The following is a 14616-nucleotide window of genomic DNA, read 5'->3' on the forward strand; positions in this document are numbered from 1 at the left end:
GCGAGCCGGGCATGCAGCGCCGACAATTCGGCCCGCATGGTGCCGCGCAGTTCGGCATCGAGATTGGAGAGCGGCTCGTCGAGCAGGAACGCGGTGGGGTTGCGCACGATGGCGCGGCCGATGGCGACGCGCTGGCGCTGCCCGCCCGATAGCTGCGTCGGGCGGCGTTCGAGCAGTTCGGTGATTTCCAGCATCCGCGCCGCCTCGTCCACGCGCGCGACGATGTCCTGTCGCGGCATGCGCTGGTTTTCCAGCCCAAAGGAGAGGTTCTGGCGCACGGTCATATGCGGATAAAGCGCATAGGACTGGAACACCATGGCCAGGCCCCGGTCGGCGGCGCCGGCCTTGGTCACGTCGCGGCCATCAATCTCGATACTGCCCGAGGTCGGCGTATCGAGACCGGCGATCAGACGCAGAAGCGTCGATTTCCCGCAGCCCGAGGGGCCGACGAAAACCACCAGTTCGCCCTCGTTGATTTCAAGATCGACGCCATGGATAACCTCGACGGCGTCGAAGGCCTTGCGGATATTCTTTAAGGCAATGCGGCCCATGCGCCCCTCCTATTTGATGCCTGCGCCGGCAATGCCGGTGGTGATGAAGCGCTGCAGGAAAATGAACACCAGGACCACCGGGATCATGGTCACCACGGTCATGGCGAGAATATAGTGCCACTGCACATTGAGCTCGCCGGCATAGGTGTTGAGCCCGATCTGCAACGTGTAGAGCTCGCGCCGCGACAAGACGATCAGCGGCCAGAGAAAGTCGTTCCAGCGCCAGACCACCGAGAAGATGGCCAGCACCGCCAGGGCGGGCGCCGCCAGCGGCAGGATGATGCGCCAATAGATCTGCCATTCGGAGGCGTGGTCCATGCGCGCCGCCTCGATCAATTCATCGGGGATGGTGAGCATGTATTGGCGCAGCAGGAACACGCCAGTGGGCGTGGCGATGGTGGGCAGGATCACCCCCCAGAGCGAATTGAGCAGGCCCACGGAACTGACCACCGAATAGAGCGGCACCAGGATGACCGAGAGCGGCACCATCAGCGTCGCCACGATCAGCAGCATCACCGCGTCTCGCCCCTTGAAGCGGTATTTCGACAGGGCAAAGGCGGCCATGGAATTGGTCAGCAGCGTTAGCAGCGTCGCCATGACGGTGACGAAGACCGAATTGCCCAGATAGCGCATGAAATCGAAGGCCAGGAACGGATCGGTATAATTGTTGATCGCCAGCCCCACCTCGCGCACCGGTTGCCGGTCGGTGAGACGGACGCTGATCCGCTCCTGCGGATTGGCGGGATCGACCATCTGCGCCGAGGTGCCGATGCGCCTGATCTCGGCCATGACGCGGGTGGAACCATCTTCCAGGGTCACCTGATAGAGCGGCAGCGGAGCGTCATAGCCTTCGACAGTGGCGACCTCCTGCACATAGGGCAGCAGCGTGGGCGGGAACTCGGCCAGTTGGGCCGGGCCCTTGAAGGAGGAGGAGATCAGCCACAGCGCCGGGCCGAACATGATGATCGTTCCGCCGATCAGCCAGATCCAGGTGACGATGTCGGTCCAGTGCCATTTGCCGGCGCGACCGCGCCGGGCAAAGACAAAATTGCGAACGGCGTTCATCGCGCATTCCCCTTTTCGGCCCGCCGCGACAGGCCCAGTTGGATGAGCGTCAGCACCACCAGCACCAGCCCCATGAGAATGGAGGCGGCTGCGGCCAGGCCCGGATTGCGCAGGAAGGAGGCAAAGCCGACCTCGTAGATATATTGGGTGATGAACAGCGTGCTCGTGCCCGGCCCGCCGCCAGTCAGCACATAGGCTTCATCGAAAATCTGTACGCCCCGGATCAGCGCCAGTACCAGCACCACGGCGAGGTTCGGCCCCAGCAGCGGCAGGGTGATGCGCCAGAAGACGCGCGCGGCCGGGGTCGCGTCCATTTCGGCGGCCTCATAGAGGTCCCTGGGAATGGCCTGCAAGCCAGCCAGGAGGATAAGCGTGTAAAAGCCCATATGCGCCCAGGTCGAGACGCCGATGGCGGCCGAAAAGGCGAAGAAGCGGTCGTTGAGCCAGACCACGGGATCGAAACCCAGATTGGTGACGATCAGATTCATCAGCCCCTGGCGTTGCAGGATCCAGCGCCAGATCAGCCCGACCACGACCGGAGAGAGCAGCACGGGGAAAAAGAAAACGGCCCGGAAAAAACCGCGCCCGGCGATCTTGCGGTTGAGGATCAGCGCCGTGATCATGCTGACGCAGACCATCAGGCTCACCTGGAACAGAACGAAAGTGCCGGTATTGCGCACCGCAGTCCAGAACTGGTCTTCCCGGCAGGTGGTGGACACCAGGTAGTCCTGGCATTCCAGTAGCCTTCCATATTGTCCCAGGCCAATGAAGCTGCGGTCCTTGAGCAGGATATCGACCCCGCCCGTCATCGAATAGATGACGTTGAGCACCAACGGAATGATGACGAACACCCCGAAGATCGCCATGTTGGGCAAGAGGAAGAAGGTGACCATGCCGCCGGTGCCCGTCCAGCGCTGCCATAGGCGCAGCACCGGATCGAGCCCCCGGGCGATGAGGACGAGTGGCAATGTTGCCACCCGTCCAGCAGTTTTCCCGAACCGCGCCATTCTTACTGTCCGGCGGCTTCGACTTGGTCGGCGATGTCCCGATCCATCATCTCGCGCGCCTGCTCGATGGTGAGCTCACCGGCCATGACCTGGCTGACACGGGTGACGATGGCGCCATAGACCGTGTTGCCCCAGACCCAGGCGGGCATGCGGTCGGCTTCCGGCAGGGTCTCGGCCGAGGCCGCGACATAGGCGTTCATGGCCGGCGGCACCATGGGATCGTCGGACTGGAAGTTCAGCCCGCCCTTGGCGACAATGCCGGAATGGGCAGGCAGGAACAGGGTGCGCTCGCTGAATTCGCGCACGATGTCTTCCGAGGCCAGGTAATCCATCACCCGCGCCACCGCTTCGGGATGCTTGGTGTATTTGATGGCGACCATGGCCGCTCCGCCGGCCATGCCCGAGCAGCCGGCCGGGCCGCAGGGCGAGCCGACCACGACCCAGTCGAAGGCGTCGCCGATCTTGCTGGATAGGTTCGAGACCTGCCAGGAGCCCGAATAGTAGAACGGAATCTGGGCGTTGATGAAGTCGTCGGCAGCGGCGCGATAGGTAGTGCCGGCGGCCGAGACCCAGACTTCGGGCAGCATCAGGCCCTGGGCGGTCCAGTCGGTGAGGCGGGTGAAGAAATCCATGGCGCCATCATCGATGGGGGCCGGATTGCCATCCGCCCCGATGAACTTGGCGCCATAGGAAATCGCCGGGCCGGCGACGCGGTGGCCGGAGCGGTCGATGGCGAAGGCGGCGGGCAGCCCCTGGTCTTCCATCACCTTGCGGCTGGCCTCGACCCATTCGTCCCAGGTGGCGCCATGGGCCGGCAGTTCGACCCCGGCCTGCTCGAACAGGGTGGCGTTGGCGAAGCCGCCGGTCAGGGTCAGCTGGGTCATGTAGCCGGGGATCGCATCGCTGCCATCCTCGCGCATCCAGTCGAAGCGATCGCCGAAATTGGCGTCCCAATAGGCCGGATCGGCCACATAGGGACGCAAATCGAGCCAGTGCTGGGCCTGGGCCTTGAGATTGGTGACGCGCGCGATATCGGGGCCGGCGCCCGAGGCGAGCTGGATCGGCAATTGCTCCTGGATCACCTGATAGGCGACATTGTCCAGGATGATGTCGATATCGGGATTGGCCTGCTCGAACCGGTCGACCAGATCGGCGATCACCTCGCCCTCATTGCCGTCGGAATACCACATGATGCGCACCTGCGTCGCATCCTGGGCAAAGGCGGCGGTGGCCATGGCGGCAAAAGCCACACCGGAAAGCCAAATCATCGTCTTCATCGTGACGTCTCCTCCCTTAAGACGGGCGGCCCGAATAGGCCTCCTGCAAAACCCTGCGCTTTTGAATGGGACCGCGAGGCAGGGTGTCCCGCGTTCCCAGAACCGTGAAATCCTCGGGCGCGATACGGCGGCCTTCGCCCAGCACCGTGCCATCGGGAAAAAATTCGATCCGGCCGTAATCGGGATCGTCCACCACGATCCTTCCGCCATCCTCGCGCGGCTCGAGCGGGGCGAAGCGCGCCCGGAACTGCGCTGGATCGCCATGCAGCGCCGCCGATCCCAGCCGGACCAGCCACCAGGATTTGCGGCCGGCAAGGCGCAATTCATGATTGGCGGTCGGGCCGTCCAAAACCTGTTCGAAGGCGCTGGAGCCACGGATGAACGCGAGCCCCGCGCCGGAAGCCGCCCAGGCGCTGTCACCCTCGATCCCGGCGACGTCGAAATCAGGTCCCGGAAACCAGCAATGGGTAAAATCGGGCTGCGGGGCCACCCCGCCGAACAGCACGATGGCCAGGTCTCGATATTGCTGCACGCGCGGCACCGAGGCCGAGCCGCCCCAATAGGACGGGCGGCCATGGCCGGAATGGATGATTTCGCCGGGATGGTTGATCCAGATTTGCGCCTGCGGGTTGGTCCCCAGCCGCAGATGCAGCAGCGTTTCCTGATAGCCCCATTCGCCCCAGCGATAGCCCACGGCGCTGCCCATAGCATGGTCGGCGCTCTTGTGGTGATAGAGGCGGGCAAAACCGCCCTCCCCTTGCGCGAAGCGCCATTCCTGCGCCGCTTCGCCGGCAAGGCAGGCACACAAGCTCAAATCGGGGAGGTCCAATCCGTGATCCCGCAGGCACAGCGCCAACAGCGACGTCGCGTGGAAATGGCTGCCGAAACTGCCCCTGCCCCAGAGCATCCGGGCAATGGCGGACAATTCCTGGGTGGCGGCACCGCGCAAGCTGTGTTCATAGCTGCGCCCCTGGGCGGCGGTGAGCGCGCCCTGATGGGCGGAATTGGCGACGATTTCGAGGAGCCGCGCCACGGCGCGCCCGGCCCGTCGGCGCAGGTCTGCATCGGGCGACAGTGCAAACAGCGCCGCCAGGCCCTTGAGATCGATGGGGAAATAGGGCGCGGAATTGAACTCGGCCATTTCCCAGCACTCGAAATGATCGAACCACGCCTTGAGCCTTTCCAGCCCGATCGCCGCCTGCTGCCGCCCGCTTCGTCCCGAGCGCGTGAAAACCGCATCCGGCAGCAGGGTTCCGGCCAGATGCGCCGCCGTATGGAACAGCAGGGCATGGTTTTCGGAGAAATACCACTGCACGTCATTGCCCGGCTCATCGAGCCAATAGCGATAGGAGAGGAGGGCGCGATCGATGCGCGCGCAATCGGCCTCGTCCAAAAGCTCCGGCCAGCGCATGCGGCACCAGAGCAGCGGCACCAGCGCGAAATCGGCGCAATCCCAGCATTCCTCGATCTGGCGCAGCGCCCCGTCGAGAAGGGCACGGGCTTCGGTCCCGTTGTCTGCCAGAGCCAGCCGCGCCAACAGGGCGGTGGTGCCGGAGTCGATATCCCGCGCCACGGCCCGCAACGCCTCTTCTATCCGTGCTTCGGGAGATGCGGGCGCCGGCCCCTGCCGACGGGCATGCGAAATTTCCGTGCCATAGACCCGGCTGGCGCTGAACCCATCGACCCCGAGGCGCAGTTTAAGCTGGCAGAAACCCGCCGGCAGCGCATCGGCCGGACCGATCTCGATCACGCGGCAACCCGCCGCCAGGTTTCGAACTATGGGCGCCCGCGCCGCTTCGCCATCCAGCGTGATTTCGGCCGTGGCCGCCACGCCGAGCGGCCTTGGCAGCAGCAGACGCAGATCGATCCCGTCATGGCTGGCACGTTCGAAATGGGCGGATGCCAGCGCGCTTTCGATCGCACCGGCATCCTCGGCAGCGCAATCGACCGGAATGGCCTGCACCGCGCGGGGACCGCTCACATAGTCGAGCTGCACGTAAAAGCGCGCATCGCGCTCGGCCAGATCATCGAAGAAGATTTCGATCCGGTTCTGCCCCCGGACGAACTCGACTTCGGCCTCCATCGCCTGTTCGAAATTGCGGCGATATTCCGCTACAAAACCCACTTCCTTGCCATTGACCCGCAGGATGGCGCCGCCACAACTGGCCAGCCGGAGCACGCCGCGCCCCGCCGTCTCGGCCAGGATGACGGTTTCGGCGCGGGCGGCGATGCGCGTGGCGCGAAACCAGAAGCCGGACAGATCGAGCCGGGGCGAGCCGAAGCCCAGCCAGGCCTCGTCCGGCGCGGCGGTGGTGCGCTCATCGGGGCGGCGATGGCGGTAGCGCGCACCGAATTCAGTGCGGCACGGATATTCATGCGGGATGAAGTTCTTTTCCTTTGTGAGGAAGAAGAACGGGTCCATCTCCCCTTCCATGGCGCGTTCGGCGCTGGAGAACAGCTCCGCCGTCACTGCGGAATGCCGCCACAGCGTAATCGGCTCGCCATGCTCGAGCGGACGCGTCAGCAGGTTCATCCACGCCCCCTGATAAACATCCTCACCCGATGATGAAGCCTTCCAAGTCCTCTTGTCACAATCAAGCCCTCCATGCCTCAGCTCGTCTGGCGGTGCACGAGGCCGAAGCCGGTGTCGATGCTGGCATGCTCGCGCGCCTCGCCATCGGCGAGGCTCTTGAGGATGAGGCGGGCCGCTTCGCTGCCGATCAGGTCGCCGAAGGGCTTGATGGTGGACAGGGCCGGATTGCACGAGGCGGCGAATTCGAGATCGCCGAAGCCGATAACGGCATATTGCTGGGGGATGGCGACCTGCCGTCGCTGCGCCTCGAAGAGCGAGCCGAGCGCCAGCAGATCGTTGGAGCAGCCGATGCCTACACCTTCCACTCCCTCCAATTCCTTCAGCATGCGCGCGAAGAGGATGCCGCCCAATTCGGTGGTGGCCGGCGCGGGATGGCTCAGATGCTGCGTGACAAGGCCCAGCTCGCGCCCGGCGGCGAGAAAGCCGGCGGCGCGCTGGGCCGCCCGCTTGTCGTCATTGGCGCGCCCGCTGAAAAACACCAGCCTGCGCCGCCCCCGCGCCGCAAGATGCCGCGCCGCCGCCGCCCCGACCTCGTAATGGTGAAAGCCCACCGCCATGTCGATGGGCGCCTCGCCGCCCAGCTCCCACACCTGGACCACGGGCACCCGCGCCGCTTCGAGCAATTGCCGCGTTGCCTTGCCATGCTCGGTCCCGGCGATCACCAGCGCCGCCGGCGCCCAGGACAGGGCCGTGCGCACCAGCTCGGTTTCCACCCCCTGGTCATATTCGGTATGGCCCAGCATGATTTGCAGCCGCGCTTGGCCCAGTTCGCGCTGCAAGGCCGCGACGGTTTCCGCGAAGAAGGCATTGCGCACCGAGGGCACGATCACCCCCACCACGCTGGAGCTGGCCGCCGCCAGCCCGCCGGCCATAAGATTGGGCACGTAATTGAGCTCGCGGATCGCAGCCTGCACCGCATCGCCCACCTTGAGCGACACCGCCTCGGGCCGGCGCAGGAACAGCGAGACGGTGGATGGAGACACGCCGGCCCGGCGGGCGACGTCGACCATCGTCACCCCCTGGATCTTCCGGCGCTTGCGCGGAACTGCCGACCCCGCCAATCCATCCTCCATTCGTAGCGCAACAACGATACTGCATCCGGAAAACGACCCAGAGACCCTTGCAAGCCCCTGAATTCCACCGGCTCCTCCACGATCATCATCGCCATTGCGGTGATAAAATCGTAGCGCTATGATAAAACTCATAGCAGCAGATTTATCCCGCTGCAACAGAGGACGACATGACCCAGGAACGAGCGCGCAAGACACTGGCCGAGTTGCGTTCGCAGCGCTGGTATGGGTCCGATGACATGCGTGGCTTCGCCCATCGCCAGCGCACTCAGCAGATGGGCATGCGCCGCGAGGAATTCATGGGGCGCCCGGTTATCGGCATCATCAATACCTGGAGCGATATGAGCCCCTGCCACAGCCATTTGCGCGACCGGGCCGAGGCGGTGAAGCGCGGCGTGTGGCAGGCGGGGGGCTATCCGGTGGAGCTGCCGGCCCTGTCGGTGGGCGAGGTCATGGTCAAGCCCACCACCATGCTCTATCGCAATTTCCTCGCTATGGAGACCGAGGAGCTGTTGCGCTCCCACCCCATCGATGGCGCGGTGCTGCTGGGCGGGTGCGATAAATCCACCCCCGGCCTGCTGATGGGCGCCATTTCGATGGATTTGCCGGTCATCTTCTGCCCGGCCGGGCCTATGTCGAACGGGCAATGGCGCGGCACCAAGACTGGGGCGGGCACCCATACGCGGAAATATTGGGACGAATTGCGCGCCGGCACCATCACGCCGCAGGATTGGGTAGATCTGGAAAGCCGCATGACCCGCTCCATCGGCACCTGCAACACCATGGGCACCGCATCGACCATGACGTCCATCGTCGATGTCATGGGGCTGACATTGCCGGGCGCCAGCTCCATTCCCGCCGCCGATTCGGGCCATGTGCGCATGGCCTCGGCCTGCGGGGTACGCATCTGCGAGATGGTTTGGCAGGATGTTCGCCCCTCCACCCTTCTCAGCCGCGAAACCTTCCTCAATGGCGCCGTGGCCTATATGGCCATGGGCGGCTCGACCAATGCGGCGGTGCATCTGATCGCCATGGCGCGCCGGGCCGGGGTGGAGCTGACGCTGGACGATCTGTCGGAGGTGGCCGCGCGCATTCCCGTCGCCGCCAATCTCTTCCCCTCGGGGGAATACCTCATGGAGGATTTCTACTTCGCCGGCGGCATTCTGGCGCTGATGCGCAAATTCTCCCGCCATCTCGCGCTCGACCGTCCCACGGTGTCTGGCCAGACGCTGGGCGAGGCCATCGCCGATGCCGAATGCTGGAACGACGATGTCATCCGCGGCGAGGCCGATCCGGTGGTGCCGCTCGAACGGGGCAAGACATTGCAGGTGCTGCGCGGCAATCTGGCGCCCGACGGCGCGGTGATGAAATCCTCGGCCGCCGATCCGAAATTCCTTCGCCATCGCGGGCCAGCCATCGTCTTCGACGATCCGGCGGAAATGAACCGCGTGCTGGACGATCCCGATCTCGACATCACCCCCGAGTGGGTGATCGTTTTGCGCAATGCCGGCCCGGTCGGCGCGCCCGGCATGCCCGAATGGGGCAATCTGCCGATCCCCAAGAAACTCCTGAAGCAGGGCGTGCGCGACATGGTGCGCATCTGCGACGGGCGCATGTCGGGCACCCATTACGGCACCTGCATCCTGCATGTCGCGCCCGAGGCCGCCGTGGGCGGGCCGCTCGGCCTGCTCCGCACCGGCGACATGGTTATTCTCGATATCCCGGCCGGCCGGCTGGACATGGAGGTGGACCAGGCAGAACTGGCGCGACGGCGCGGCGAAGGCGTGCCGCGCAAGCCGCTTTACGGGCGCTCCTACGCCGCCCTCTATCAGCGCCATGTCAGCCAGGCCGACAAGGGCTGCGATTTCGATTTCCTCGAAGGCAGCGAAAAGCTGCCCGATCCCGTCATCTACTAGAAAGGCGCCAGCATGAAGGCCTTCCAGACCCTGCTCGCATCCGGCACTCCCCTGGGCACCTGGCTGATGGCCGCCGCGCCCAACACCGCCGAGGCGCTGGGCCATGCCGGCTTTAATTTCCTCGTGGTCGACATGGAGCATGTCACCATCGAATTTTCCGATCTCGCGCACATTCTGCGGGCCATCGGCTGCACCGCATCGGCGCCGGTGGTGCGGCTGGCCTGGGCCGACCAGATCCTGGTCAAGCGGGCCATGGACGCCGGGGCGGAAACGCTGATGCTGCCCTTCATCCAGACCGCGGAAGAAGCCCGGGAGGCGGTGTCCTATATGCGCTATCCCCCTCATGGCGTACGAGGCGTGGCGGCGGTGCATCGCGGCTCGCATTTCGGCACCCTACCCTTCTATCTGGCCGGCGCGCATGAGCGGGCCTATTCCATATTGCAGCTGGAAACACCCGAGGCGGTCGCAAATCTGGGCGCTATCGCCGCCGTCGAAGGGGTCGATGCGGTCTTTGTCGGTCCCGGCGATCTCTCCGCCGCCATGGGCCATATCGGCGATATCGGCCACAAGGACGTGCAGGAGCTGATCGCCCATGCGGCGAGGGCCGCCGCCAAGGCGGGCAAGCCCATCGGCATTGTCGGGCCCAATCCCGCCATGGTGCGGCGTTTTCTCGATTATGGCTACAGCTTTGCCGCCGTCTCCTCCGACATGGGCATGATGACCAGCCGCGCCGGCGAATGGCTGGCCGAGCTGCGCCAGGCGCAGGCCCCCGCCGCCAGCCAATCGGCCTATTGATGAGCAGTCCCTTCCACTGCGTCGCCGCTCTCGGCATGCGGCTGGGCGAAAGCCCGGTCTGGGAAGCCGAAAGGCAGACCCTGCGTTTCACCGATATCAACGGCAAGCGCCTGCACCGCTTCGATCCGCAATCGGGAACGCTCGAAACGCTCGACCTATCCGAGGAACTGGGTTGTTTCGCGCCGCTCGCAAATGGCACGATCATCGCCGCGCAGTGCAGCGGCATCTACCACATGGAGCCGGACGGCGGGCGCAAGCTGCTCGCGGCAAACCCCGAAACCTTCCCCGGCAGCCGCTTCAATGACGGCAGCACCGATCCGCGCGGGCGGTTTCTGGCCGGCACCATCGATCCCGAACGGCAGGGCCGCGCCGCGCTCTATCGCTTCGACCGGCGCGGGCTCGAACAGCTCGCCGATGGGCTCATGACCTCCAATGGCCTGGCCTTTTCCCCCGATGGGCGCACGCTCTATCATTCCGATACGCTGCGCTACGTCATCCACGCCTACGATTACGACCTCGATCGCGGCAAGATTTCCAACCGCCGCGTCTTCGCCCAACTGACCCCAACCGACGCCGATCAAGGCCGCCCCGACGGCGCGGCGGTGGATGCCGAAGGCTGCTATTGGTCTGCGCTCTATCAGGGTGCCCGCATTCATCGCTATGCGCCTTCGGGCGAATTGCTCGCCAGTTTTCCTGTCCCCGCACAATCGCCGACCATGCCCTGCTTTGGCGGACCAGATTTGAAAACCCTCTATGTCACCTCGGCCCGCGATGGCAGCAGCGACGCGCAGCTTGCCGCCTACCCGCTCTCAGGCGGTCTGTTCGCCATGCGCGTCGACGTGCCCGGCCTCGCCAAGCCCTTTTTCGATCCGGAAGCCTGAAATGAGCTATGATTCTGTGCGTTATGCCTCCCTTGCCGGCCGGCATGTCGTGATTACCGGCGGCGCGTCGGGCATCGGCGCGGAAATGGTACGCGCCTTCCGGGCGCAGGATGCATTGGTCAGCTTCCTCGATATCGACACCGCCTCCGGCTCTGCGCTGGCAACGGAAACCGGCGCCGGCTTCCACGCCTGCGACGTCACCGACATCGCTTCCCTGCGATCAACGCTGGCAAAAGCCGCAGCTGAAACCGGCCCGGTGCGCATCCTCGTCAACAATGCCGGCAAGGACGACCGGCACGAGCTGGACAGCGTCGAGCCCGATTATTGGCGCCGCATGCTGGCGCTCAATCTCGACCACCAGTTCTTCGCCACCCAGGCGGTTCGCGCCGGCATGGCGGCGGCGGGCGGCGGTTCCATCATCATGCTGGGCTCGATCTCCTGGATGCGCGGCCGGCCGGGCATGGTGGGCTACACCACCGCCAAGGCGGCGATCAACGGCATGACCCGCACGCTGGCGCGCGAGCTTGGCCCCCAAGCCATTCGCGTCAACTGCATCGTGCCCGGCGCCATCCTCACCGAGCGCCAGCAAAAGCTATGGCTGACGCCCGAACTCAACCAGCAATTCATCGATTTGCAGGCTTTGAAATTCCGGCTCGATGCCAGCCATGTCGCCCGCATGGCGCTGTTTTTGGGCTCCGATGAAAGCGCCGGCGCCACCGGCGCCAATTTCATCGTCGATGCCGGCCTGACCCAGAATTGAGCGACAGTCCATGATCCACCTCCACACCACGCCCGGCGGCTTTACCATCCATCTCGGCGACAGGCTGCTCATCGCCCATGACGCGGCGGCTCCGGCTTTGTTCGTCGGCCATGGCGATGCGCGCATGGACATGTATCGCGGCAATTTCGACATCGAGGATTATGTCAGCGAGCGCATCGCGCTGCGCGACACGCGGGTCGAGGGCAATCGCGTTACCCTTTCGGCCAGTGAAAGCAGCCCGCCGCTGCTGGGGCTTACGGTGAGCGATGCGGGCCTGCAATTTGAAGCTCTCGATGGCGGCATCAACCGCTTCTGGCTGCGCATCGCCGCCGAGGCGGATGAGCATGTCTGGGGCGGCGGCGAGCAGATGTCCTATCTCGACCTGCGCGGCCGCCGCTTTCCGCTCTGGACCTCCGAGCCCGGCGTCGGCCGCGACAAGAGCACCGAGATCACGCGCCTTTCCGACCTGCACAACAAGGCCGGCGGCGATTACTGGAACACCAATTATCCGCAGCCAACCTGGCTGTCCTCGCGCCGCTATGGCCTGCATGTGAACACCACCGCCTATTCGGCCTTCGATTTCCGCCACGCCGATTTCCACGAGATCGAAGTCTGGGAAATCCCGTCCCGCATCGAGCTTTTCGGCGGCGACAATCTCATCGAACTGGTCGGCACGCTGTCGAGCCGTTTCGGCCGCCAGCCCGAATTGCCCGAATGGGTCTATCGCGGCGCCATTATCGGGCTCAAGGATGGCGAGAATTCCTTTGCGCGGCTGGAAAACATGCTCGAAGCGGGGGTCGCGGTGTCCGGGCTCTGGTGCGAGGACTGGGTGGGGCTGCGCCACACCTCGTTCGGGGCGCGCCTGTTCTGGGATTGGCAGGCCAATGACAGCCGCTATCCCCAGCTCTCCCGGCGCATTGCCGCGCTGGAGGCACGCGGCATCAAATTCCTGGGCTATGTGAACCCCTATCTTGCCGCCGATGGCCCGCTCTTTGCCGAAGCCGAGGCCGGCGGCTATTTCGCCACCAATGATGCGGGGCAGACGGCGCTGGTCGATTTCGGCGAATTCGACTGCGGCGTGGTCGATTTCACCAATCCGGCGGCCGCGGAATGGTTTGCCGAACGCATCATCGGCCAGAACATGCTCGATTTCGGCCTTTCGGGCTGGATGGCCGATTTCGGGGAATATCTGCCCATCGATGTCCATCTCGCCAATGGGATCGATGCGCGGCTGATGCACAATGGCTGGCCGACGCTGTGGGCCGAGGTCAATGCGCGCGCCGTCGCCAGCCGGGGCAAGACCGGCGAGGCGCTCTGGTTCATGCGCGCGGGCTTCACCGGCGTGCAGGCGCATTGCCCCTTGCTCTGGGGCGGAGACCAGTCGGTGGATTTTTCCCGCCATGACGGGTTGGTCACCGTCATCTGCGGCGCGCTCTCCTCCGGCCTGCTGGGCAACGCCTACCACCACTCCGATATTGGCGGCTATACCAGCCTTTTCGGCAATCTGCGCACGCCAGAGTTGATCATGCGCTGGTCGGAAATGGCCGCCTTCACTCCGGTCATGCGCAGCCATGAGGGCAACCGGCCCAAGGACAATCTGCAACTCGACCAGGACGCGGACGTGCTCGCCCATTTCGCCCGCATGACCCGGCTCTATCGCGCGCTCGCGCCCTATCTCCGGCACCTCTCCGCCGAAGCGGCGACAACGGGCCTGCCGGTGCAGCGGCCGCTATTCCTGCATCACGAGACCGATGCGCAGACCCACGCCATCCAGGATCAATATCTTTACGGCAACGACCTGCTGGTCGCGCCGGTCTGGCAGGCGGGCGCGCAGAGCCGTCCGGTCTATCTGCCCGCCGGCTCGTGGGAACAGCTCTGGAGCGGCCAGACCGTTCCGGGCGGAGGCTGGATCGAGGCCCCTGCCCCGATCGGCTTTCCTGCGGTCTATTTCAATCCCGAAAGCCGCTTCGCCGACCTGTTCCGGCAGTTGCGCGCCCTATGAGCGGCGGTGTGCTCGATCTCGTGCTGGTCTGGCTGGTCGCCGGGGGCGCTGCCTGGGTGCAGTCGCTCACCGGCTTTGCCTTCGGCCTCATCCTGGTGGGCGCCATCGGTCTGTTCCACCTGATTCCGCTGCCGGAGGCCGCGATCCTGTCCAGCCTGCTGGTCATCTTCAACGGCATGATGATGCTGCGCCGGGACTGGCGTGAAATCGACCGCAAGGGCTTTGCGCTGTTGATGCTGGGCAGCCTGCCGGGCCTGCTGATCGGCTATGGGCTGCTGCTTTATCTGGCCACTAGCGCGCTGTCGGCGCTGGCGCTGACCCTGGGCGCGCTGATCATCTTCGCCGCGCTGCAATTGCTGCATCGGCCCGAGCCGCGCGAGCGGCGCAGCGGGCCGGTCTCCTTCATCACCACCGGCATGATCGGCGGCATCATGGGCGGACTGTTTTCCACCGCCGGCCCGCCCATCATCTGGCAGATGTATCGCCAGCCTCTTACCCATGTGATGGTGCGCTCCACGCTGGTCGCGGTGTTCTTCATCAATGCGGTGGCGAGGCTGGCGCTGGTCTTTGCCAGCACGGGCGTTTCGCTTCGTGTGTGGCTGGCGGCTGCCGGGGCGCTGCCCATGGTGTTCCTGGGCACGCTGCTGGCGCAGAAATTTCCGCCGCCCGTCTCGTCCATCGTCTTGCGCCGGGGCGCCG

Annotated in this window: 12 protein-coding genes; 6 read left to right on the forward strand and 6 right to left on the reverse strand. The window is 65.1% G+C overall.

Annotation, left to right across the window (positions count from 1 at the left end; all coding sequences use genetic code 11):
- From VDP82_RS05210 to VDP82_RS05235, 6 genes are all read right to left on the reverse strand, one after another.
- Positions 1-551 (reverse strand): ABC transporter ATP-binding protein (locus tag VDP82_RS05210; RefSeq protein ID WP_323013785.1); only part of this gene is annotated, 551 nt, incomplete at its 3' end.
- A gap of 9 nt (positions 552-560) precedes the next feature.
- A complete protein-coding gene (locus VDP82_RS05215) occupies positions 561-1616 on the reverse strand; it encodes a carbohydrate ABC transporter permease (protein ID WP_323013786.1) in 1056 nt (351 codons plus the stop codon).
- Complete coding sequence (locus VDP82_RS05220) at positions 1613-2623, reverse strand: sugar ABC transporter permease (protein ID WP_323013787.1); 1011 nt, start codon at positions 2621-2623, stop codon at positions 1613-1615. The genes VDP82_RS05215 and VDP82_RS05220 overlap by 4 nt, the downstream gene beginning before the upstream one ends.
- A 2-nt stretch (positions 2624-2625) precedes the next feature.
- Complete coding sequence (locus tag VDP82_RS05225) at positions 2626-3900, reverse strand: ABC transporter substrate-binding protein (RefSeq protein ID WP_323013788.1); 1275 nt, start codon at positions 3898-3900, stop codon at positions 2626-2628.
- A gap of 16 nt (positions 3901-3916) precedes the next feature.
- Complete coding sequence (locus VDP82_RS05230) at positions 3917-6433, reverse strand: hypothetical protein (protein ID WP_323013789.1); 2517 nt, start codon at positions 6431-6433, stop codon at positions 3917-3919.
- Between the two features lie 77 nt (positions 6434-6510).
- A complete protein-coding gene (locus VDP82_RS05235) occupies positions 6511-7503 on the reverse strand; it encodes a LacI family DNA-binding transcriptional regulator (RefSeq protein ID WP_323013790.1) in 993 nt (330 codons plus the stop codon).
- A 230-nt stretch (positions 7504-7733) separates the two neighbouring features.
- Between VDP82_RS05235 and araD the strand changes: the two genes are divergently transcribed.
- The 6 genes from araD to VDP82_RS05265 all read left to right on the forward strand — a co-directional run.
- On the forward strand, positions 7734-9479 hold the full coding sequence (gene araD, locus VDP82_RS05240; RefSeq protein ID WP_323013791.1) for an L-arabinonate dehydratase: 1746 nt from the start codon (positions 7734-7736) through the stop codon (positions 9477-9479).
- Between the two features lie 12 nt (positions 9480-9491).
- Positions 9492-10274 (forward strand): HpcH/HpaI aldolase family protein, encoded by a 783-nt coding sequence (locus tag VDP82_RS05245; RefSeq protein ID WP_323013792.1) that lies wholly within the window; start codon positions 9492-9494, stop codon positions 10272-10274.
- Positions 10274-11155 (forward strand): SMP-30/gluconolactonase/LRE family protein, encoded by an 882-nt coding sequence (locus VDP82_RS05250; RefSeq protein WP_323013793.1) that lies wholly within the window; start codon positions 10274-10276, stop codon positions 11153-11155. The genes VDP82_RS05245 and VDP82_RS05250 overlap by 1 nt, the downstream gene beginning before the upstream one ends.
- A 1-nt stretch (position 11156) precedes the next feature.
- Complete coding sequence (locus VDP82_RS05255) at positions 11157-11915, forward strand: SDR family oxidoreductase (protein WP_323013794.1); 759 nt, start codon at positions 11157-11159, stop codon at positions 11913-11915.
- Positions 11916-11928: 13 nt separating this feature from the next.
- The gene (locus VDP82_RS05260) at positions 11929-13917 is read left to right on the forward strand and encodes an alpha-glucosidase (RefSeq protein ID WP_323013796.1); all 1989 of its coding nucleotides are present in this window, start codon (positions 11929-11931) and stop codon (positions 13915-13917) included.
- The coding region (locus tag VDP82_RS05265) for a sulfite exporter TauE/SafE family protein (protein WP_323013795.1) at positions 13914-14616 on the forward strand (703 nt) is incomplete at its 3' end. The genes VDP82_RS05260 and VDP82_RS05265, both read left to right, overlap by 4 nt.

The sequence above is a fragment of the Devosia sp. genome (assembly GCF_034675085.1).
Taxonomy (GTDB): Bacteria; Pseudomonadota; Alphaproteobacteria; order Rhizobiales; family Devosiaceae; genus Devosia.